Below are 23605 nucleotides of genomic sequence, written 5' to 3'. Positions count from 1 at the left end.
TTTGTCGAGTTATTTTCTTGAAACCGTTGTCTTGCAGCGGGGTTTGTGGCCGAGGCGCTGCTGCGAAGCTGCGTTACAGCGCGTTGGGCGCGGGAGCCGCACCTGGGCCGGACGAACCCGGATTATGCTCGAGGCCACCCGTACCAAACATCTCCACTAATTCCTTCTCAGCGTTGACCACCGTGGACAGGCGGCGCACGCCCTCGCGAATATCCTCGGGAGTTGGATAGCAGAAGGACAGGCGCATGTGGTCGTTGCCGCCCCCGTTGTAATAGAAGGCCGTGCCAGCAACGTAGGCGACCTGCGCGTTGACCGCGCGCGGCAGCATCGCCTTGGCATCCAGTCCTTCGGGTAGCTTCACCCACGTGTAAAAACCGCCCTGGGGAACCGTCCACGAACAATCCGGCATGAAATCAGCCAGAGCCGTCAGCATCGCATTTGCTCGCTCGGCATACATCGAGCGGAAGGCCTTAACCTGGCCATACCAGTCGTAAGAGCTCAGGTAGTCAGCGATCGCCATTTGACCAACCATCGAGGGCGACAGGATCGCCGACTCGGACGCCAAAATCAGTTTGTCGCGGATCGCGTGGGGAGCGTAGGCCCAACCGATACGGAAACCCGGGGCGAACATCTTCGAGAACGAACCCAGGTAGACGACGCCCTCGGGGGAGAAGGACTTTAGGGCCGGCAGCGGATCCTCGTGGAAACCAAGCAGACCGTAAGGGTTGTCCTCCATGATGAGGACGTGTTCGCGCATGCAGATCTCTGTGATCTGCGGACGGCGTTCCAATGACAAGGTGACGCCTGCAGGGTTGTGATAGTTCGGGATGGTGTACAGCAGCTTGATGGTGCGCCCCGATGCGCGAACCTCGCGGATGGTGCGTTCCAGGCCTTCGGGGATGATTCCGTCCTCGTCCATGGGCACGTGCACAACGTCGGCTTGGCGGGCGCGAAATACACCGAGGGCGCCCACGTAGCTGGGGGCTTCGCCCAAGATGACGTCGCCGGGGTTGACGAAGATTTCGGTCATTAGGTCCAGGGCTTGCTGTGAGCCGGTGGTGATGACGACATCGTCTGGGTCGGCGCCGATAATGCCGTCGTAGCTCATAACTTCGGTGATGCGCTCGCGGATGGGGAGCCAGCCTTGGCCTGAGCCGTATTGCATGGCTTGGGCGCCGTGCGTGGAGATCAGTTTCTTTGCTGATTCGGCCAGTGCGTCTAGGGGGAGGTCTTTGAGGTTGGGCATGCCGCCGGCTAGGGAGACGACCTCGGGGCGCGAGACTACGGAGAAGAGTGCGCGGATTTCGGAAGCTCGTAGGTTGTGAGCTCGTTCAGCGTAGGCGTCGAACCAGGGGTCGAGTCGGTTGCCCTGAGGGCCGTTCTGGTTGCCCGTGCGCTGATGAGTGCTCACTGGACCTTCCTTCTGTCGTGTTCTTTATTGACGAGGGCGGGCGCGGATGCGGTGGGTCCTCGGGGGTCTGCGCGCGAGCTGTTGGCTGGGGCGGGCTTATGTGGCCTGAACCCAGGCGGTGGGCTTGTGCGCGCTGACACACCTGAATCTATTTTGCCACTTTCTTGGCACTTGGACGCGCATGGGGTGTAGGCGGTGGACGGGGGAGGGGTTTGTAACACAAGGATTATTGAGGAGGCAGAGTCTTGCTAGAGGGTGTTGTAGTTGGTGACAAGTCATGACCTATCTCAAAGGTTGGTTTGAGGACTCCATCTCCTAACATCTCCTAATTTGGTATAAATTAGGAGATGTTAGGAGATGGGTAGATGAAGATACCTGTGCCACCGCCAGCACCCTACCGCCAGATGTTGAGTGCGCTTTCGCTTCAAGATGCGGCAAAAGTGATGTTAACGGCTGGGCTAGATACCGACACCAAGTATCATCCGTGGGAATGGTTCTTTAGGCATGACCCTCCGGAGGGATTTAGTCGCGAAGAATGGTGGATTGCCGTTCGTTTTAGAAGGGCACAAACTGCAAGACCGCTGCCGTTCCAACTTAAAGATGGCACCTCTGTCACTTTTAACATCCCAGATCCCCTTTTGGAGTTGATGGATGATATTTCTGCAAGAGCGCGCGGGCAGGCAGAGCTTCCAGAGCAAATCGCAAACCCTACGACGAGAAACAGGTACTTGATTCGATCATTGATTGAGGAATCAATGACATCGTCACAATTAGAAGGCGCTGCAACTTCCCGTATTGACGCAAAGAAGCTCCTGCGAGAGCAGCGAACTCCAAAGGATCGCAGTGAGCAGATGATCGTCAATAACTATTTGGCGATGCAGGAGATTGTTGACTTGAAAGATCAATCCCTGACGCCAGATCTTATTTTGAGGATTCATCAGATAGTCACGAAGCAAACTCTTGATAACCCCGAAGACTCCGGCAGAATCCAGCAACCCGGCGAGGAGAGGGTGCGGATCTACGGGACTCAAACCGACGAGCAGGTGCTCCATGTTCCCCCGGCTGCTGAGGAGTTAAAGGAACGTATGGAGAAACTTTGTGCCTTCGCCAATGGTCAATTGGACGGGGACATGTATGTACCGCCCCTCCTACGGGCGATCACTTTGCATTTCATGATGGGGTATGACCATTACTTCGTGGACGGTAACGGTCGAACAGCGCGCGCGATCTTCTACTGGTCGATGCTTAACCAAGGGTTTTTTCTTGTCGAGTTTTTGTCCATTTCAAGGTTGCTGCTTAAAGCACCGGCTCAATATGCGCGCAGTTATCTCTACACCGAACAGGATGAAGGGGACTTGACATACTTCTTCCTTGAGCAGGCCAAGGTTGTTAAGAATGCTATTGACGACTTAGACGAGTACCTGCATAAGAAGACTGGAGAAATCAAGGCCGTGGCTCGAGCTCTACGAAGTACGGGCTTTAACCATCGACAGATTGACTTGCTCGAGTCTTTTGCGCGTGACCCAGGAGCTAATGTCACGGTGGGTGAGCATCAAAGGACTCATGGGGTTTCAAATCAGACTGCTCGGACAGACCTTCAGGCACTCGAAGCTCATGGCTTGATTATTGGGAGGAAACGAGGGAAAACTGCATTCTGGTTCCCCGATGATGAGCTGGTTACGAAGATTCAGAAAATTGATCGCTCAAGCTGATAGTTGCGTCGGGTAAACATAGTTTGGTGCAAAACTGCGGGGTGCCACTTCATTACTCGTTAAACAGCTTCTAGACGGTCTCTTGCTAACGAGAATCTCCTAAGATCTCCTAATTTTGATCAAATTAGGAGATCTTAGGAGATGGCTAACTGTGGATAGGCATGATGTCCGGCGTAGCCGAATGTAGGGTCATGACAGGACGATGCTTCTCTTTGGAAAACCTTTTTGGAGGCGAGTTTGTGACGCCATCGTGTCGTATGTGTGACGCAGGTGCTTCGTAGAATGGACCGGCGATTAAAACAGTTGCGAACTCTCGAAACAAAGGCGGATTCTGATGGGACTCTTTGGATGGCTGCGCGGCCAAGCACCTGAGCCGCCCTCGGCTACTGCGACGAGTTTGCCGACTCCGTCTCCCTGGCGGATGCCTCAGTATCAGGGGCGTGATATTTGCGATTGGATCGATGTTATTGCCGCCCTCAAACGTCAGGACCGGCTAGACGAAGCACTCGACCTCGCCACTGGATGTATGAACGCGATGATCGAAACAGCCCGAGCCAACCCGGGAAACGCAATGGAGTTCTACGTCATCCAAGTCGCCGTCATTGAACACAAGATGCGCGCCTACCGCCGGGAAGTCCGTACGATTGAATCTTGGCTCGCGTTGGAAATCCCCGCGCCTAGAGAAGATCATCGCCTGGACTTGCGCAAGCGAATGGCAAAAGCGCAAGAACTTGTCGCCAAGGAACAGGGACAAGACCCCTCGCCATTCCATGCCGAGTGGAAGCGGCTGCTCGACCTCGAAAAAGAACAAAAAGCACAAGGACAGCCGTCTGCCACGTCCTCGACGGTGTCTTCGGGCAGGTCAGCGCTTCGACCGGGGACCAGCTACTCGTCGAACCGCAAAGCTCGGTCTATCCCAGATCCCGGTGATCTGTTGGCTCCCACGTTCGTTGCTGTGGACTTTGAAACCGCCAATAGGGCCGGGGGAGTGTCGGCCTGCCAGATTGCTTTGGCAAAGGTGCATCGCGGCAAGATTGTGGACCGCTATGCCACAATGCTCAAGCCTCCAGCTGGCTTTGACACTTTCGAGTTCACCTACCTTCATGGGATTGGCCCTCGTGATGTGCGTAATGCGCCGATGTGGCCACAAGTTGCCGAATACATTCGTCAGTTCGTCGGCGATGTTCCCGTGTGGGCACACAATTCAGCATTTGACTCGAAAGTCTGGACGGAACTGGATGGGTACTTTGGTACTCACACCCGCCCCCAGCGTTTCTACTGCTCCTATCGGACGGCCCAGCGGCTGATTCCGGGCCTCGAAAACTACAAGTTGCCGACGGTGTTGGCGGCCTGTGCCCCCGAGTATCAGCTCAATCACCACCGGGCTGATTCGGACACTGAGGCTTGTGCGCTGATTGTTGCTGACCTGCAGCGCCGGGCGTGAAACGCATCTGAGTGTCCAGGCCCGCTCTTCGCTGCGTCCGCGCTCACTCTTTGCCTTGATCTCCCCCTCGCCGAGAGCAGACCTTATGCGCAGAAATCCTGATTTTTCGGGCCGAAAACAACCATAAAGTCTGCTCTCGGCGAGAGTTAGGCGGTGATAAGTAGGGACTTTGCGCGACCTAATGTCTTCGACTTGAAATTGAGAACCATTCTGATGTCTCATAGATGCTGATAACGATTCCCATTTCACTAGAAGGGTGCGTCATGTCCATCCCTGCACGGACACCTCTGGGCGCAAGCCTGCCCGCACGCCTCATTGCAGTGCTCATCACTTGCATGGTCGCGGTCGCAGGCCTCATTCCTGCAGCTCCACAGGCTGCAGCCGCCACATCAAAAACCGTCATTTCCAACGGCAAGGTCACTCTCTTCAACCTGAAGATCACTCAGGATGAGAGTGCCAGCACGATCGTTGAAACCCTCCACAATGGTCAGAACATCGATCTGACCAACACCGTATTTGGTGTGACAGATGCGGCAAAGAACGACAAACCGCATGCCGACCTCAACCTTGATTCGGGATATGTGGTTGGGCCGACGACTGCCTCAGCCTCGGAATTGAGCCTGGGATGGGACATTACCGGTATCACTAAGAACATTGGCAATTACTCCCGTTATTCCAACGCCGACATTCAACTCAGCTACACCGGCCCAGCCAATGGCAACATTTACGTGCATCGAACCGATGAACAGGGTGAAGCCGTGTCAATCCTTGACACCGGCGCTTTCAAGATTCAACCGGGAAGTCAGGATGACGGCAAGCGCCGTATGAATGACGAGATCGAACTATTCGATCCCTTAGTTGGTGAGCCCACCTGGACCTTCACCCAGCCAGGTATCTACCACGTCTACGCATCAGTCATCCTCAGCCGCGGTTCGATATTTTCCAGCCGAGTCAACCGTGAAATCATCTTCGCCGTCGGCCAGGATGCAATCAATCGCGCACAGGCAGGCGAAACCAGTGAGCCCACGGTTCCCGGCGACGACGAGACCGATACGCCTTCCAACGATGAGGAGATAGCCGAGGACAATTCTGCTGCGCCTCCTGTCAATGAGGACGGGGACAACCCCGGTGACTCTGATGTTGAGGAAGCTCCTTCTCTCGATGTTGAGAAGGAATACCGCGTTGGTGACAACGTGGAACTGTGGGCTGAAGGCTTTTCTGAAGGTGTGACCGTTAGTTTCCTGCTGCGCCAAAATGGCACGGATATTGAAATGACCTCTGCTGTGGTTGATGGGGGTGTGGCCGCTAAAGACTACGAGATTCCCGAATCAGTCAAACCTGGAAAATATCTAATGGTCGCGCGTAATGGCAGCCTTTTTGTCGAACGCGAAGTGACGATCCTCTCGGCCTCGGGCGAGCCTGGCGAGGAGGAGCCCGCTCCGGTAGATGATTCCACCGACGACCCTGCGGACGAGAATGACCCGTCCGATGATGTGTCTGATCAGCCGACTCCCAAACCAAACGATTCTGACATCCCTCAACCTGACGCGAAGGCAGCCGTCGAATCGGCATGCCGCAAGGACAAGCCGGAAGGTGCTCACCAGAAAGATCCGAAGACTGGTCGAGATCTGATCTATCGCACTCACGTTGATGCTGCGCACATCTCCTGGGATGAGAAGCAGAAGAATTTTGCTATCGAGGTCGTTGACGGCCCGATGACGAATCTGCGCCCCGCGGATGATGTGGCAATCCGCCTTGGCCCTGACGCTGACGACTTTGGTCGTGAGGTGTCGCGCCTGAAGATTCCTGCCGATGGGTCCCTGTCCTTCTTGGGCAAGCCTGGAGACATCGTATGGAACGCTCCCGGCCAGTACTACAAGGGACATCGTCCTGTGTGGGCTGGTTACGGTGCCGGTGAAGTACCTTCGACGGTGGACGGTAATTCCTTGATGCTCGAGTTCGTGGGCTCTGAAGGCCCTGGCGAAGTTTCTGTTTGGCGTTCTGGTGGTGGATTCATCACCGAGGATTTCCACAGCGGTAACCCGGATAAGAAGTTCTCTCCTCTGGTTCCGGGCGGCCACGGACATATCAACTGGTCCTTCACAAAGCCTGGCCGCTACTGGTTGTCTTTCCGTGGGGTTGCGAAGGAGAAGAAGACTGGCAAGGAAATCATTGGCAAGACTTACAAGGTTTTGTGGCTAGTTGGCGAAGACAAGGATGTCGATCTGCCCAAGTGCACCACTGCTGGTGCCGAAATTATGACTTCTGCCGAGGCGCAGGATATTGGCGAGGCCCCCGCAGATGGTGGCAATGCGGTCATTTCCGATCACGAGGCCGACCTGCCTGAGGCTGGCACCTATGTGTGCGCTGATCCCGGTCACTTCGATCTGTCTGTGAAGAACGATGAGAAGGGTAACTTCGAGGCGTTCTTGAGGGATGATTCGAAGCTCCCGTCTAAGAATCGACCGAGTTACTCGGTGGTTGTACCCGTTGCAGATTCAGCATCCTCCCAGCTGAGCTTTTCTGGAAAGAAGGGTGCATTGAGTGTTTTGGGTAAGGAGGGAACAAAGATTTGGACCCTGCCCCAGGATGCGTCTAGTACACACCCGTACTTGGGTTTCAACACTCAGTCGATGAATTACGCGAATATTGAGGACGGAGTTTCGATCCTGGGTGAAGAGTTCGAAGGCCCCGGAACCATGGTTTTCTGGGACTACGACGCAGTGATGGGTGCTAAGGCTCATATGACGCTCAAGCCCGGAGCTGGTGTTCATATGGAGGTGGGTTCTCCCTTCAACTACGCCGAAAAAATCACTTTCGATGAATCTGCTCACCGCCACTATGCGATTTCCTTCAACAAGGCTGGTTTCTACCGTGTGCGTCATGCGTTCAAAGTGGAGTACAAGCCCGAGGCTGGTTGGGGAGAACGTAACTACACGGACTACGAGATCTACTACGCGGTTGGTGATGAAGCTATTACCAAGGCTTGTGCGCCCGAGCGCGTGAAGAAAGAGGCAGGTAATCCGGTTACACCGAAACCTGTAGATCCTGCGCCCGTGAACCCGGATCAGCCTGTGGATCCTCAGCCGGAGGATCCCAAGCCTGTTGATCCCGATCAGCCGGTCAAGCCCGAACCGGGCGACTCTGATGATCCGGTTGAACCCGAGAAGCCTGACACGGACGCTGATAAGCCCGGCAAGGAAGACTCCGACAAGCCCGGAACCGACAAGCCGTCAGCTTCCGTGACTCTGTGTGAGGACATGGAGAAGGCGCCAGCTTCCGTCAACTTCACGATGGATTATGGCCATACCGACCTGTTCAACCTCATCTCCGACGCTGATGGCAAGTTGTCGCTCAAGCTCAAGGAGGATGTCACGAAGGTCGGAACCCTGCGTTCCCCCGAGGAGACGCTCATCAAGGTTAAGTCTTCGACCATGATGGACATTCCTGCCTCTATTCGCGAGGCGGTTGCTGGTTTGCCAGCCCAGGGTTACGTCATTGATCAGTCCGGCAATAGCCAAAGCAGTGTCGTGTGGCCGGGTTGGGATACCTTCGGTATTCGCGAGGGCGGATACCACACCGCTACCTTCGACGTCACCTACGCAGGGCCTGACGGGGGCCGCATCTTCGGATTTGAAAACGGTAACCTGGGAGCAGGATTTAACTCGGTTCTGTCCGACGGCAGCTTCGAGTTCAAACCTGAAGGATCGACGATTGTTCAGGAGTTCCCTGCTCATCGCCACATCAACTGGGTGTTCACCAAGGCTGGACGTTACGTCTTGACGGTGACCGGTCACGCAGCATCCAAGGATGGGGCAAAGAAAGCCGATGCTGAGGCCCGCACGTACATCATTGACGTTGCAGACCGTGCTTCGTGCACAGACGCTTTGAGCGTCACTGCAGCTCCCGACACCGTTGAACAGGGTGGCACCGTGACCTTCACGGCACGCGGCCTGGAAGCCGGTGAAAAGACTGTGTTCCAGGTTCATTCCAAGGTTGTTGAGCTGGATTCTGTTACCGCTGACGAGTACGGTAAAGCCGTTGCGCAGTGGACCGTGCCCACTGACTTCGCAGCCGGAGCTCACACAGTGACCATCAAGGGACACGAGGGTGTTTCAGCACCTTTGACCGTTACAGCCAAGGTTGTTCCGGTTGATAAGCCTGAGCCTTCGATTCCCGATCCGGATAACGGATCGGCAGGATCTGGCGATTCTGCCGGTGGAAACACTGGTGCGGGTAGCGGGTCTGCAGGATCGGTGGCCAAGGAACAGTGCATCGCCACCACCATCACCCGTGAAGCCACCGAAGATGAGGCGAAGAAACTCTCCGAATCTTCAGCTTCGACTGGGGCTGGCGAAGCCAACACTGCAACGACCACGCTGAACTTCTCCGTTGGCCCGCAGGCCTCTGGCAATGTGTCCGAGGGTCACTTTGACCTGGGACCCGCCATTGATAACGGGACCTTGGTTGCTCGCATCAAGGACGACCGCAACCAGCCCGCATCATGGGTAGATCCCGGATCGCTGACCTTCGCCCTCGGTGACAAGGCCAAACTCAAGGCACCCAAGGACCTATCCTTTGTTGCGACCCCTGGGTCAGACGTGTGGATGATCCAGCAGAGTCAGCAGGCGGGCGTTCCGTGGTTGGGCATGAACTCTCAGCGTGAAGAGATCGTCAACGGAACCAAGGGTGGAGTTGCCTTCACCCTGACCGACGTCAAAGGACCAGGCAAGGTTGCGGTCTTCGAGTCAGGTTCACTTGGGAACGCTGTGGGCACCCATGTGTTCGACCGCGTGGGCTCGACCTATACGCTGGCACGCAACACCCACGCACACCAGAACTGGCTGTTTACCGAACCGGGCTTCTACACGCTGACCATCTCCATGAAGGTCACACCCAAGTCAGGTGAGCTCAAAGGATCGGTTTCCAGTGGTGGAGCCAGCGCTCCCGGCGCCCTCGTCCCCACCGGAGAAACAGGCCCCAGCGGCCGTCCGATGGTCAAAGAGGTCGTGGGACGCACCCCATCTGGTGCTGAGTGTGTACTGACCGACGCTGACCTGGCGCGCACGGGTTCCTCGGCCTCGTCGATGCTGGCGCTCAGCGGTCTGCTCATGCTCGGTGGCGCGGCTGCCGTTGCGATTAGCCGTCGCCGCAAGAGCGTGCAGGTAGGTGATCTGCTCGGTGTCTGAGCCGAAAGGCCGCCTCGCCAGGGCGGTGGCCGGTGCCTTTGTGGCACTGACCACCGCCCTGGCGGCGTGCGCCTGCACCCCCGACACGACTGGTCTTAAAGCAGCCAGCGACCCGGATAACGACGGGCAGTTCCGCGTCGTGACAACCACCGGAATCCTCGCCGACCTCGTTCGACACGTTGCCGGTGAGCGCGCCTCAGTGACCCAGATGGTGCCCGACGGAGCCGACCCGCACTCATGGGAACCAAGCCTTCGCACCATCCGCGACGTTGCCTACGCTGACCTGGCGTTCTCCAACTATCTGCTGCTCGAACAGCACGCCATTATTCGCGCCATGGACGCCAACTTGCCCGCCGGCACGCCCTCGGTTTCTATTGCCGAGGCCGCCGCCAAGCAGGGCGCAACCATCTTGCCGCTGGTGGAAGATCGGTCCCTGGACACGGTGTGGCTGGGTATGCGGGTCCTAGGAAATGGTCAGCGGTACGGAGCTAATCGGGCGTCGACCGTGGATCTGACCGCTACGGCAGTCGACGGTCCGGGGGAGGCCTCGTCGTATCTGACGACGTCCTTTGGGGATCCGGAAATTGGTTTCGCATCCTCAGATGGTTTTGACGCGGCAAGCGGATACAAAGACGACACCACGGTGCTGCCCGCTGACGCTCACCAGCACATGTCGTGGGCTTTTACGAAGCCCGGAATCTACCGCGTGTCCTTTGAGGCTCGGCTACGTACTGACGACACGACAAAACCACACATCCTCAATGGTGGCACGGCGGTATTCGCTGTGGGCGTCAGCCCCGACCAGGTGGCGGCCCAAGAAAACAGACAGGTCTTGTCTGCTGGTCACGCTGACCTCACCGTTGACTTAGAAGACGGACGAGTCGACCTCACCGTTGACGAAGGAGTGTTGGAGGCGGCGGGTCCAACCTCAGCCTCGTCGGCCACCCAGAGTCCGTTACCGGCTCAGGCCCCGCCCTCGTCGACCGCCGTCGAAACCGCGGCCGCCGCTGGACTTGACGTTTTCTCCTTAGATGAAGTCGTCATTGACGTCCCGACGCGCACCCTCACCCAAGCCCCCGGAACCTCCGGTTTTCGCAGTATCGCCGCGCCCGGATCAGATGTGTACGTCCTACCGCAGGCGGTTCTGGGCAAACATGTCCACGGCGAAATCGATCCCCACCTGTGGCATGACGCCCGCAACGCCGCCGCCTACGTGCGTGTCATCCGCGACTCCCTCATCGAGGTCGACCCGCAGGGACGCCAAACATACTCACGCAACGCGGCCAAATATATCCGTGACATTGAGGAAGTCGATGCCCAAGTCGTCGAACTCATCGGCACGATCCCAGCCCAAAATCGGCGGCTGGTAACCACCAACGATGCGTACGGCTACCTTGCCAACGCCTACGGGCTTGAGGTCGCCGGATTCGTTGCCCCCAACCCAAGTGTTGAACCGTCCGTCGCCGACAGGGTCAAACTTGCTGCAACCATCGACGACCTCGATATTCCCGCTGTTTTCCTCGAACCCAACCTTGCGCGCACCCGTTCGGCACTGCGCGTTACCGCCGACGAGGTGGGAGTCCAGGTCTGCCCGCTCTACGGTGACACTCTGGACGATCAAGCCCCCACGTACATCGACATGATGCGTTTCAACGCCCATTCGCTAGCCGAATGCCTCGGCGGACGCACTGACGAGAAGGAATGAAGAAGATGATCCACACTCCACGCCGCCTGGCTTTTCGATCCGTCACATTCGCCGTGGTGGCAACGTTCGCGGCCGTCCTCGTTGCCCCCGCTAGCCCGGTCTGGGGAGCACCCGGCGATGGATCCGACGACCCTGACCTGACCCAAACCGTCACCGAGGACGAGGCCGCCGCCACCGGCCCCGCCACCATCGACATCGGACACGTCGACGTGGGTCCGAAGATGATCGACGGCAAGTGGACCGTACAGGTGCGTGACGACTCCGGCGATCAACCCGTGTGGCGTGACCCGAATGAAACGGTGCTCGTCGTCAAGGATGAGGCGCTTCTAGCCGCGCCAACTGACGAGGCCTACTCCTTCATGGGCGCCGCCGAAGGCGAAGAGTGGTACGTCATCCCTCAAACACAAAACCCCGACGTTGTTTGGCTTGGCTGGAACACCCAAGACCCCGGCGTCACCTCGATGATTGACCGAGGCGCCACCATGAGCATCGGTCCCGTCAGAGGGCCCGGAAAATCCTGGATGTTCCTGCAAAACGGCACATTTGGTGAGCCCCTGCTGCTCGTAGACGGTCAAAAGAACGAGTCCCAGGACGTGTGGGTTGACGTCAATACGCACGTTCACGCCAACTGGGTATTCACCGAAGCCGGCGTATACACCGCGGCCCTGACCTTTTCTGCCGATACCCTCGACGGTGAACATCTGACCGCTTCGACGACGCTGCGTTTCGCCGTGGGTTCGTCCACTTCGACTGACGAGGCGTTCGCAGCTGCTTCGCCTGGAAGCGGCGATGCGAGGTCGGGCGCCGATGCGGAAGATTCGGGTGAAGGCGCGGGCGAGGCCGGTGCCCAGTCTGGCGACGAAGCCGGCGCGACTGGCAGCTCGGTGGCCGGCGAAGGCGCCGGTACAGATACTGGCACTGGCGCGTCCTCGGACAGAATCTGGTGGGCGCTGGGGATTGTGGTGATCGCTGCGCTGATCGGTGCGGTCGGTGCGAGCGTGTACTTTAGCCGTCGCAGCGCTGCCGATAGGGCCGCGGCTATTGCCCACGTGCACTCGGGGGACGCGGGGCTTTCCGCAGCCAGTTCTTCTGGCGTCGCGGGCGACCACGGTAGCGCCGGCGAAGGCAAGGACAGGCGCAATGACTCCAACGGGCACGGAGTGGTGCATCAGTGAGCACTTCTAACCAAAAAGACCCAATTGACTGCCTACTTCGTGTCACCGATCTCGGCGTCGATCTCGGCGGGCGCGAAGTCCTCCACGACGTCGATCTGCAGGTTAACGCCGGAGAACTCGTTGGCCTTATTGGACCCAACGGCGCCGGTAAAACGACGCTCCTGCGTGCCATCCTTGGGCTGCTACCCGTTAAAACAGGAACCATCGAACACCTGGACCGGCGCACTGATAACTCGGTGAGCGGGGGAGTAGGCACGGGGCGTCGCCGCGCCGACGACTGCATCGGGTACGTCCCTCAACGCCACGAGTTTGCTTGGGACTTCCCCATCAGTGTGCGCGATGCCGTCCTCGGTGCCATCACTATCCGCCTCGGGCTCATGCGTCGCCCACGGATCGACCACCATGCGGCGGTCGAGCGCGCCCTCGTACGCACCGGAATGGCAGACCTAGGAGACCGGCCAGTCGGTGAACTATCCGGCGGCCAACGCCAGCGCGTCCTCGTCGCCCGGGCACTCGCCCTCGAACCTCGAGTCCTCCTACTTGACGAACCCTTCACCGGCCTGGACATGCCGACGCAAGAACTCCTCATGGACCTGTTCACGTCGCTTGCCCGCGAAGGATGCGCAGTCCTGATGACCACCCACGACCTCATTGGTGCTCGAGCCCAGTGCGACCGACTCTGCCTGATCAACCGGACAGTCATCGCATCGGGCAGACCCGCAGAACTGTCCGACGCCGACACGTGGATCCGCGCTTTCAATGTCCGCCCCGACAACCCGCTGCTGTCAGCCCTCGGAGTTGCCTGATGCTCACCCCCATCGACTTCATCAACGACCTTTTTAACCCGGTCCTGGCCTTCCTCCCCAGGGCGCTACTCATGGCCGTACTGTGCGCGATCGTGTGCGGCGCCGTAGGAGTCCACGTCGTCTTACGGGGCATGGCTTTCATCGGTGACGCGGTTGCGCACTCTGTGTTCCCAGGCCTGGGTATTGCCTTCCTCATGTCAGGGTCATTGGTGCTCGGTGGAGCTGTCGCCGGCATTGCCACCGCCGTGCTCGTTGCGCTGTTGTCGCAGAATCGGCGGTTGAAAGAAGACTCAGTGATCGGTGTGCTCTTTGTGGGAGCCTTCGCGCTGGGCGTTGTCATCATTGCGAGGGCACCCGGGTATGCCGGCAGCTTGCAAGATTTCCTTTTCGGGTCGATTACTGGTGTTCCAGCGTCGGATATTCCCGTTGCATTGGGCGGGGGAGTGTTGGTGTTGGGGATGCTTGCTCTGTTCCACCGACCCATCGTTGCTGTGTCGCTCGATCGCGAAACTGCGCGAGCTGCGGGCTTGCATGTCATGGCGTTGGATGTGCTGCTGTATGTGGCCGTGTCCTTGGCTGTGGTGATTTCGGTGCAAACCATTGGCAACGTGTTGGTGTTGGCGCTGTTGGTGACTCCTGCGGCGACTGCGCGGCTTTTGACGGATCGGCTGTTGACGATGATGTGGGGTGCGCCTGTCATTGGTGCGCTTGCGGGAGTCGTTGGGCTGTATCTGTCGTGGTCGGTGGATGTGCCCACGGGTGCAACCATTGTTTTGGTGTTGACAACGTTCTTCGGTTTGGCGTGGCTATTTGCGCCCAGGCACGGGGCGCTCACTCGAAAGAAATCAGCCGTGATCCGGTAAGGCGCTTCTGCTCGCTCGCGTCTTCCGTGTCCCAGTCGGTGCCTCTCCCCGCGAGGGACGCCCAAAAGTTTGTCGAGGGACGCACGTGCTCTAGGACGGACCCGCATAGGAGCACCATCACCCCCGTTCTCTCGCCGAGAGCAGACCTTATGCGCAATTTCAGCCTCATTTTCAGACAATTTTGCGCATAAGGTCTGCTTTCGGTGGTGGGTGAGGTGGCGGCGAGGTTGTGGGAATAGACAACTGCAAACGTTTGCGTTATGCTTGTCCCAACGCGAATGATGCTCAGTGCAGACGTCTTCAACTTATTCGCTTTCTATCGGTTCGAGGAGGAACCTGTGGATATTGCAGTCATTGGTTCGAATAACACGGACCTGACCACTTACATCACCCGTATGCCGATTGAGGGCGAAACTATTGAAGCGCCTGATTTTGTGATTGGATTTGGTGGCAAAGGATCTAATCAAGCAGTTGCGGCATCGCGTCTGGGTTCTGAGATCCTCATGCTCACATGCGTCGGCGATGATGACTTCGGTCGCATGTACCTGCGTAACTACGTGGACAATGGCATCTCCACGGACCATGTCAAACAGGTGTCTGGCACCTCCGGGGTTGCTCCGATCTTTGTCGATCCTGAATCGCACAACCGCATCATCATTGTCAAAGGTGCGAACAACGGCCTCTTGCCCGAAGATGTTGAGGCTGTCGCCGATGTCATTGCTGACTGCTCGTTGATCGTCTGTCAACTTGAGATCAGGATGGAGACGACCGAGGCTGCGATTCTCCTTGGGGAGCGGCTCGGGATTCCGGTCTTGCTCAATCCTGCGCCCGCAAGCCCAGAGTTGAAGCTGGAACTGGCATCGAAATGCCGCTATTTCATGCCCAATGAATCTGAGCTTGCACTGTTGACCGGCATGCCGACTGACACAGATGATCAGGTATGTGAAGCTGCGAAGATACTGCTGGATGCCGGGTGCGAGCATGTGATCGTTACTCTGGGTGCGCGAGGTGTGCTGTGGCTGAGTAACTGGGGTGACAAGCTTAAAATTGAGCCAGTCAACGTTTCACCGGTGGATACAACCGGTGCGGGTGACGCATTCATCGGCTGCTTTGCGGATTCAGTGGTGCGAGGCTTGGGCGTGGCTGATGCGATCCGGCGGGCGAATGCGTATGCGGCCCTGTCGGTAACAAGGAGGGGTACCCAGAGTTCGTATCCAGATCTGGCCGCCTTCTCGAACTGGCTCGGTGAAGGCGAAGGTGCTGACGCATCTGTATAGATAACGTTTGCACAACATTTCGTACTCGATTGTTTCTCCAGGAAGGATCAGGTTCTACAGTCGAGGTGCTCACGGATCTTGTTTCTGTCGAATGGATACCTTAGACGTTCAAAAATCAAGGAAATATTGCTTTGATATTTTCTGTCGACAGTTTTCTTCCGTGAGGCAATGCGTACACAGGCGCATATTAGGTCCCCATCAAAGTTGATGTGAATCATTCAAGGAGTCATCATGAAGACCCGTTTTGCACTCTCTAGTGCAATCGTTGTCACGTCCATTTTTGCTCTTGCTGCATGTTCCGGTAGCGGCGGTGACACTACAGCCTCTTCCGGCGGAGCGGCGACTGGAGGAAAGAACGGCGACTACACCATTGCCGTGGTTCCTAAGGACGCCACGAATCCCTGGTTTGTCCGTATGGAGGTCGGTGTCAACAAATACGCCGAAGAAACTGGCATGAACGTCTTCCAGAAGGGCCCGGCAGAAACCGACGCTACCATGCAAGCCCAGGTCATCCAGGACCTCATCGCCCAGGATGTTGACGCCATCTGCGTCGTCCCCGTAGACCCGGGCGCCATCGAGCCAGTCCTCAAAGAGGCTATGGATGCCGGAATCGTCGTCGTTACACACGAGGGCGCCTCCCAACAGAACACAATGTATGATATCGAGGCCTTTAACAACGCCGACTACGGTGCATTCATCATGGACAACCTCGCCAAAGCCATGGGCGAAGAAGGCACCTACACCACGATGGTCGGCCACGTCACCAACGCTTCGCATAACGAATGGGCTGACGGTGCAGTTGCCCGCCAGAAAGAGGCCTACCCGAACATGAAGCTGCTCGAGGCCGAGCCTCGCGTCGAATCTCAGGACAATGGCGAAACTGCCTACCAGACTGCCAAAGAGGTCCTCAAGAAATACCCCGAGGTCAAGGGCATCCTCGGAACATCGTCCTTCGATGCGCCCGGCGTGGCACGTGCTATAGACGAACTCGGCCTCAAGGGCAAGGTCTTCACCGCCGGCACCGGCATGCCGGAGGCCAACAAGGAAATCCTCGAAAACGACCTCGTTGCTGCACTGACTCTGTGGGATCCCGCTGACGCGGGCTATGCCATGGCTTCCTTGGCAACCAAGATCCTTAACGGCGACAAGATTGCTGACGGTGTCGACTTGGGCGTCAAAGGCTACGAGGACATGCGCTTCTCCAAGAGTTCAGAGAAGGTCCTCGAAGGTAACGGTTGGATCCAGATCAACAAGGACAACGTCACCGACTTCGGCTTCTGACGAGCCGTCTTCTCATGATGGGCCCCGCCGCCGGGAGCCACCGGTTCCCGGCGGCGCCGCCCTCGTCCATTCTCCGACCCCGGACGGGGGTCGGACTTACCCCGCGGACTGAAAGGAAGATTCGTGGAAGCCCCTCTGATCAGCGTCAAGAAGATCAGCAAATCATTTGCCGGAGTTCAAGCCCTCAAAAGCATTGATCTGGACATCTACCCTGGAGAGATTCACTGCTTGGCCGGTGAGAATGGCTGCGGAAAATCCACACTCATCAAGGTGATCTCCGGCGTCCATGCACCAGACAGTGGCACCATTGAAATTGGCGGACGTACCTGGACAAAACTGACTCCGCTGGAAGCCATCGATGCTGGCATTCAAGTGATCTATCAGGACTTCTCGGTCTTCCCTAACCTTACTGTCATGGAGAATCTGGCTCTGACCGGCGAGGTTGCCGCAGGGCGCAAACTGGTCAATTGGAAGCGCTTCCGCTCCATAGCCACTGAGGCTGTCGCCAAAATCGGATTTGGGGTCGATCTTGATGCCAAAGTGGGCGACCTGTCCGTCGCCGACAAGCAGCTCGTTGCCATCAGCCGAGCCCTCATGTCGGACGCGAAACTCATCATTATGGATGAGCCCACCACAGCCCTGACCAAACGTGAAGTCGATGCCCTCTTCAAAATCATTCTTGACCTCCAAGCGCGCGGCATCGCCATCCTCTTCGTCTCCCACAAACTCGAAGAGGTTTTCGAGATCTCACAGCGATTCACCATCCTGCGATCAGGAGAGAAGATCATCACCTGTGACCGCGACGACCTGGACAGGCGCAAATTCGCCAAGTACATGACTGGTAAGGAATTCGATGAAACCCGCTTCGAACCTGGTCAACTCTCCGCCAATCCAGTCCTGGAAGTCACGGATCTGACCATGCCCGGAGCATTCGAAGACGTGTCGTTTAGCCTGCGTGGCGGAGAAATCCTCGGCATCACAGGCCTCCTTGGCTCGGGTCGCACCGAACTGGCCCTCGCCCTGTTCGGCGCCATGCAGGTCAGCTCCGGAACGATCGCGATCAACGGACGAAGCATTACCCTCAACACCGTCCGTGACGCAATTGAGGCTGGTATCGCCTACGTTCCCGAAGATCGCCTGACCGAAGGGCTCTTCCTGTCCCGATCCATTGGCGAAAATATCGTCATCTCCGAAATGTCCGAGTTTGCCAAGGCTCTAGGAGTTCTTGACAAGAAGGCCATTGTCGACGAACAGCACAGCTGGGTGCGCAACCTGCATGTCGCCACCCCTGACCCGAACAATGCGGTTAACACCCTGTCAGGGGGTAATCAGCAGAAAGTCGTCCTGGCTAAATGGTTAGCCACCAAGCCCGACGTTCTAATCCTCAACGGGCCCACTGTCGGCGTCGACATCGGATCGAAATTCACCATCCATTCCATCCTGCGCGACCTAGCTACCCAGGGAATGGCAATCATCATCATCTCTGATGACATCAACGAGGTCATGACGAATTGCTCGAACATCCTCATCATGCGCGGCGGGCGGCTCCATGAGCGGATTGACCCCGCCGACACGACCGAAGCCGAACTGTCTCAGCTGGTCGCCAAGGACACAACCACTACACAAGGAGCCGCCTGATCATGGAAATGCTCAAGAAGAGAGTCCTCAAGGCCAATGAGTTCTGGGTATTTCTCGTCATCATTGCTCTCGCACTCATCATCCAAGTGCGGAGTGGCCAATTCTTTACGGCGAATAATATTGTTGACCTGGCCAATGCAATGGTTGTTCCGGGGCTCTTTGCAGTTGCCGCGCACCTCGTCCTCGTCTCTGGAGGAATCGACGTTTCCTTCCCAGCCCTGGCCTCGTTGGCAGTCTACGCAACGACACGATTCCTCGTTGACGCCGGATTCGACGGAAGTATCCTTGTTCCTTTTGCCATCGCCATTGCATTGGGTGCACTGCTGGGCGCATTCAACGGCATGTTTACCTGCTGGGTCACCGTCCCTACGCTGATTATCACACTGGGCACGTCCAACGTGTTCTCTGGGATCATGCAGGGGGCGCTGAAATCCGTTCAGATTACCGACATCCCCGATTCGATGGCTTCGTTTGGATCATCGAGTCTCTTTGTCGTCACCAATGCCCAGTCTGGACTGCAGTCCGTGATGCCGACGTCCTTCTTGCTGCTCGTTGCCGTTGTCACCGTTGTCTTCTTCGTTGAGAAATACACGATGTTCGGACGTGGGATCTTTGCCCTGGGCGGCGATCAGGCCTCCGCAGAGCGGGCCGGATTCAAGGTTAAGCGCACTAAGTTCTGGCTGTACGTCATCGTTGGCGTCATCGCTGCGATCGCCGGCATGGTTCGCACATGTTCGATGGGGCAGATGCACCCGACCAATCTGCTTGGCATGGAGATGATGGTCATCGCCGCCGTCGTCCTGGGAGGCACTGCCATTACCGGTGGCATCGGTTCGTTGACCGGCGTCATGCTGGGCACCCTGCTGATCGTCATTGTCCAGAACTCGATGATCCTCACCGGCATCCCCACCTTTTGGCAGGGATTCGCGCTAGGTACCTTGATCATCGTCGGCACAGGAATCTCTGCGGTTCAAGTGGCGCGCTCGCGGGCACGCAAACTGACGGCAGCGTGAGGAAGGCTCTCCAATGACTACTCAAACCACCACCTCTACGAAGCCCGACCTCCTGGCGATTTTGAGGAAGGACTCCTACATCACTCGGCTGTTCCTGGTTCTGGCGCTGCTGCTCGTGTTCTTCGCGATTGTCAAGACCGGCCCGTTTTTCTCTCTGCGCACCTGGCAGTCGATGGCGGTTCAATTCCCTGAGTTTGGCCTGATGTCGCTGGGCGTTATGTTTGCCATGTTTACAGCTGGCATTGACCTGTCCGTTGTTGCCATAGCGAATGTCACGTCAATCTGTGCTGCTCTGGCGTTGCGGGCGGTGATCGCTGACGACGTATCGACCTCGGCGATGATTACCGCTAGTCTGCTCGCGTTGGCTATCGCGCTACTCGTTGGGACCATTTGTGGGGCAATCAACGGATTGTTGATCTCTAAACTGCGGGTACCACCGATCCTTGCGACCCTGGGTACGTTGGAACTTTTCGGTGGCGTGGCCATTATTTTGACCCAAGGTAAGCCGGTGTCGGGTGTACCTCAGGCTTTCGGTGCGGTCTTTGCTGCGAAGATCGGCGGAATCGTCCCGATGCCGTTGATTGTATTCATTGTGTGTGCCACGATTGCTGGACTCATCCTGACGCTGACGGGATTTGGCACGAAAATCCTCATGTTGGGAACCAATGAGACTGCCGCGCATTTTTCCGGGATGCGGATCACCGGTCTGCTGATGCGTACCTATATATTGTCCGGTGTCATGGCCGCGATGGCGGGCCTGGTCATGTTGGCGAACTATAACTCCGCGAAGGCTGACTACGGCGCTAGCTACACGCTGTTGACTGTGTTGATCGTGGTGCTCGGTGGCGTCAACCCGAATGGAGGCCGAGGACGTCTGGCAGGCGTGCTGCTGGCAATCATCATCCTTCAGATCCTGTCGTCGGGCCTAAACATGTTCCCCGATATCTCTAACTTCTACCGCCCGCTGATTTGGGGCACTGTGCTGCTGTTCGTCATCTGTGTTAACGAGATGGGCGGCAAGAATCCCATTAAACATCTTGTCAAGAATAGGAAGGACTCATGAAAACCATCCGTAACAAGCATGTCGTCGTCGGCGCAGATTTTGCTGGTTTCCCCCTTAAAGAGGCTGTGAAGGCCCATTTGGAGGAGCGTGGCTGGACGGTGGAGGATCTAACTCCCAGCCTCGATGACATCCCGATGTATCACCGGGTGGGTTTTGCGCTGGGCGCCAAGATCGCAGAGGGTGAGTTTGAGCGGGCTCTAGCGTTCTGTGGAACGGGGATGGGCATTCATATTGCCGCGTCCAAGGTTCCGCATGTGCACGCCGCCGTGTGTGAAACGGTGCCGTCGGCTAGGCGCGCGAGCGCAGCGAACAATGCGAACGTGCTGGCCATGGGGGCTTTCTATGTGGCGCCTCGTACCGGCATGGCCATGGCGGATGCCTTCTTGGAATCGGAACTGGGGTCCGGGTACGAGGACTGGGACGGCTTCTACGACTATCACCGCATCGGGTACGACGAGTGCGAAAACTTCGACTATGCCGCTTATAAGGCGAACGGATTTGAGGTTGTGGATCCGCAGAGTGCGGTGCTGGCCGATCAACCAAAGGGGTTGGCGTACTGACACACGGCTGACGATGCTCGCTTTGTAGCGATCCAGGTGTTGGTGTCTTTTTTCGAGGCCGGGCCGGGGTTACCCCCCATCGTGGTCCGGCCTCGAAGTGTGTTGTTAGAGGGTTAGAGGACTGTAGATTCACGGATCACGAGCTCGCCTGGAATGCAAGTACGCTCGGGTGCGTCCGCTTCGTCGAGAAGGAAATCGACTGCTGTTTGTGCAATCATCGCCAGAGGTTGACGCAGTGTTGTAATGGAAGGGCGCATAAGTTCGGCGAATTGGATATCGTCGAAGCCAGTGACCAGAATGTCTTCGGGGATGGCGATACTGTTACGGCGCAGCTCGGTGATCGCACCGATAGCTAGGAGATCGTTGAGGCAGACAACCGCGTCGGGCAGTGTGCCGCGACCAATGAGGTAGTGGGTGGCTTCTTCGGCGGATTTGACGGAGAAGTTACATTCGATAATGTCGGTCTTAGCTAAGGACATGCCGTATTCTTCAGCCGTGTCGCGTGCGACGGATACACGGGTAGTTGATGAGACGTTGACACCCGTGTTCGACAGCATTGCGAGGTTGCGAGCTCCCCTGTCCTTGAGGTGTTTGAGTATGGACCTCATACCATGGATGTCGTTAACGCCGACCATTGGGACGTCGCGTACGTGGACTGCACGGTCGAGTTGGACGGTGGGAAGATGCTCCGCCGTTCGGGCGAGTGCCGGCGTTGAATAGGTTTCGTGGCACGGCGCAATGATCAGGCCGTCGACCGCTCCCGCTTCGAAGTTCCTAAGCAGCTTGTCCTCGTTCGAGACAGACAAGCGAGCGTCGCATAGCAGCAAGGAGAGGCCGCGTTCTGCGAGGCAGTGCTCGACCTCGACCACGAGTTCCATGAAGAAGGGGTTGGAAATTGAGGGGACGATCATGCCGATTTGTCCGGTGGACGCAAGTCGGAGAGAGCGAGCGATGGGGTTGACGCGGTAGCCCATTTTTCTTGCGACATTGCGGACATGGTCGCGAGTGGCGGCTCCGATGAGGTCGGATCCGCGTCCGAGAGCGCGTGACGCTGTTGATACGGAGACGCCTGCCTCACGTGCGACATCAACCAGTCGCGGGCGGGACCTCTCCTCGCTGTTCATGGGTTCATGATATAGGTGTTGTTCATTCGTCCACTGAGCAGTCCACATTAGTTCGCGAGGGGGGCTCGTGTGTGTTGGTGGGTGGGTTGTGCACATTTTTGGGTAAGTGGTGGCGTTTGTGGGTGTGGGGCTTTTACGGTAGGAGCCGTGATTAATCGTGGTGTGTTTTTTGGGCGGGCGTTGGCCTGTGTGGTGGCGTGTGTTGTGGTGTGTGGGTGTGCCAGCACCGGCTCGTCTGGCCAGTCGGGTCAGTCTGGTGGGTTGGTGGATGTGGTGATGTCGGGCGGTTATGTGGTTGGTGAGGACGGGAGTTTGGTTCAGCCCCATGTTGTGGTTGAAGAGCCTGTGTTAAATGCTGCGGGTTTGCAGTTCAATGAAACAGGCGCCACCTATGCTGCCCAACACTTCTTAGCCCTGACCCAATACGCCTGGCAAACCGGCAACACACAACCCATGAAAGACTTTTCAACTTCTGAGTGCACACCATGCCAAGAAATGATCGCTGAAATTGAGGATGTCTATTCGGGTGGGGGCTGGGCAAACGGTGTTCGCTACACAGTTTTAAAGAGGGTGGGTACCACTCGGGTGAATGAGCATCAGGATCTAGGACAGGCCTACAACGTTTCACTTGAGATTTTGACGAGTACGCACGACATATATAGTGACGGTCGTCTTGAGGAGGCTCCAGAGGAACACGCGTTTGTTGCATTTTTAATGAGTTGGAGTGGAGATTCCTGGCAGGTTGTCGGTGGCGCATCGGAGGTCGCCGGTGATGAACATTAACGTTCTGCGGTGCATAGGGTCTCTTTTGCTTTGTTGTTTCCTGCTAGTCGGAGTGCATTCTTCGACAGCGTTTGCTGACGGCGGTTGGGGATCGCGCACAGATGACGATCGAGTCATCATTGAGGGATACAACCGAGTCAAACCATCCAGAGGGGCAGACATTGCTCCAACGACTTCTGAAGCTTCGGTTGTTTCTGGTGTTGGTTGGGAGGAGTGGTGGCGCGAGCGGGTTGCTAAGTGTGAGGTGTTGAAGATTTCGGGTGGGTGGGATTCTGATCCGGATTGTATGGGGATTACGTGGGAGCCTGACCCTGTAGACGGTGAGCCTGGTGGGAGTGTGGATGTGCCTTCGGGCGCTCAGATCATTGAGTATGCGACTGCCACTGTTCAAGCCAAACCCGCAGGCCTTGTTGTCCAACCCTCCACCCGAGCGTTGGTGTCTGTGCCGACTTTGGTTCACGCCACCACTCCTACCCAAATCTTGTCGACTAGTTTGTTGGGTCAACCCATTGTGGTGACGTTGCAAGCGACGTCGTATTCGTTTGATTTTGGTGACGGCAC

16 protein-coding genes and 1 pseudogene are annotated in these 23605 nt (G+C 57.2%); 15 read left to right on the top strand and 2 right to left on the bottom strand.

The window, feature by feature from the left end:
- Nucleotides 1-73: 73 nt before the first annotated feature.
- Nucleotides 74-1411 carry an aminotransferase-like domain-containing protein gene (locus G439_RS0108920; protein ID WP_022868839.1) on the bottom strand — a complete coding sequence of 446 codons (1338 nt, stop codon included), beginning with the start codon at nt 1409-1411 and terminating at the stop codon, nt 74-76.
- A gap of 365 nt (nt 1412-1776) precedes the next feature.
- Here G439_RS0108920 and G439_RS0108915 point away from each other — a divergent pair, with 365 nt between their 5' ends.
- The 13 genes from G439_RS0108915 to G439_RS0108855 all read left to right on the top strand — a co-directional run bounded on the left by G439_RS0108915 (nt 1777) and on the right by G439_RS0108855 (nt 21137).
- Complete coding sequence (locus G439_RS0108915; RefSeq protein WP_022868838.1) at nt 1777-3123, top strand: Fic family protein; 1347 nt, start codon at nt 1777-1779, stop codon at nt 3121-3123.
- Between the two features lie 334 nt (nt 3124-3457).
- On the top strand, nt 3458-4567 hold the full coding sequence (locus G439_RS11760; RefSeq protein WP_022868837.1) for an exonuclease domain-containing protein: 1110 nt from the start codon (nt 3458-3460) through the stop codon (nt 4565-4567).
- A 263-nt stretch (nt 4568-4830) separates the two neighbouring features.
- The gene (locus G439_RS12845; protein ID WP_022868836.1) at nt 4831-9756 is read left to right on the top strand and encodes a TIGR03773 family transporter-associated surface protein; all 4926 of its coding nucleotides are present in this window, start codon (nt 4831-4833) and stop codon (nt 9754-9756) included.
- Nucleotides 9749-11461, top strand: a complete 1713-nt coding sequence (locus G439_RS0108900; RefSeq protein ID WP_022868835.1) for a metal ABC transporter solute-binding protein, Zn/Mn family — start codon at nt 9749-9751, stop codon at nt 11459-11461. The genes G439_RS12845 and G439_RS0108900 overlap by 8 nt, the downstream gene beginning before the upstream one ends.
- Nucleotides 11458-12636, top strand: coding sequence for a choice-of-anchor M domain-containing protein (locus G439_RS12260; protein WP_022868834.1), 1179 nt, complete (start codon nt 11458-11460; stop codon nt 12634-12636). The genes G439_RS0108900 and G439_RS12260 overlap by 4 nt, the downstream gene beginning before the upstream one ends.
- Nucleotides 12633-13442, top strand: coding sequence for an anchored repeat-type ABC transporter ATP-binding subunit (locus G439_RS0108890; protein ID WP_022868833.1), 810 nt, complete (start codon nt 12633-12635; stop codon nt 13440-13442). Before G439_RS12260 ends, G439_RS0108890 begins: the two co-directional genes overlap by 4 nt.
- A complete protein-coding gene (locus tag G439_RS0108885) occupies nt 13442-14305 on the top strand; it encodes an anchored repeat-type ABC transporter permease subunit (RefSeq protein WP_022868832.1) in 864 nt (287 codons plus the stop codon). The genes G439_RS0108890 and G439_RS0108885 overlap by 1 nt, the downstream gene beginning before the upstream one ends.
- Before the next feature lie 338 nt (nt 14306-14643).
- Nucleotides 14644-15582, top strand: coding sequence for a ribokinase (gene rbsK / locus G439_RS0108880; protein WP_026459568.1), 939 nt, complete (start codon nt 14644-14646; stop codon nt 15580-15582).
- Nucleotides 15583-15813: 231 nt separating this feature from the next.
- Entirely contained in the window at nt 15814-16863 is a 1050-nt protein-coding gene (locus G439_RS0108875) for an autoinducer 2 ABC transporter substrate-binding protein (protein WP_022868830.1), read from the top strand.
- Nucleotides 16864-16986: 123 nt separating this feature from the next.
- A complete protein-coding gene (locus G439_RS0108870) occupies nt 16987-18501 on the top strand; it encodes a sugar ABC transporter ATP-binding protein (RefSeq protein ID WP_022868829.1) in 1515 nt (504 codons plus the stop codon).
- A 2-nt stretch (nt 18502-18503) separates the two neighbouring features.
- Complete coding sequence (locus tag G439_RS0108865; RefSeq protein ID WP_022868828.1) at nt 18504-19514, top strand: ABC transporter permease; 1011 nt, start codon at nt 18504-18506, stop codon at nt 19512-19514.
- A gap of 13 nt (nt 19515-19527) precedes the next feature.
- On the top strand, nt 19528-20577 hold the full coding sequence (locus G439_RS0108860) for an ABC transporter permease (protein WP_022868827.1): 1050 nt from the start codon (nt 19528-19530) through the stop codon (nt 20575-20577).
- Nucleotides 20574-21137, top strand: coding sequence for an RpiB/LacA/LacB family sugar-phosphate isomerase (locus G439_RS0108855; RefSeq protein ID WP_022868826.1), 564 nt, complete (start codon nt 20574-20576; stop codon nt 21135-21137). The genes G439_RS0108860 and G439_RS0108855 overlap by 4 nt, the downstream gene beginning before the upstream one ends.
- Nucleotides 21138-21250: 113 nt before the next feature.
- On the opposite strand, the gene G439_RS0108850 is transcribed toward G439_RS0108855, so the two are convergent.
- The gene (locus G439_RS0108850; RefSeq protein WP_026459567.1) at nt 21251-22261 is read right to left on the bottom strand and encodes a LacI family DNA-binding transcriptional regulator; all 1011 of its coding nucleotides are present in this window, start codon (nt 22259-22261) and stop codon (nt 21251-21253) included.
- Between the two features lie 264 nt (nt 22262-22525).
- On the opposite strand from G439_RS0108850, the gene G439_RS12255 reads away from it, so the two are divergent.
- Nucleotides 22526-23044, top strand: a complete 519-nt coding sequence (locus tag G439_RS12255) for a DUF6318 family protein (protein ID WP_131333594.1) — start codon at nt 22526-22528, stop codon at nt 23042-23044.
- Between the two features lie 52 nt (nt 23045-23096).
- Nucleotides 23097-23605, top strand: a pseudogene (locus G439_RS12250) (hypothetical protein); the annotation flags it as partial.

This window comes from Schaalia vaccimaxillae DSM 15804 (genome assembly GCF_000420425.1).
In the GTDB taxonomy this organism is placed as follows: Bacteria; Actinomycetota; Actinomycetes; order Actinomycetales; family Actinomycetaceae; genus Pauljensenia; species Pauljensenia vaccimaxillae.
This window is presented reverse-complemented; position numbering and strand designations above follow the sequence as displayed.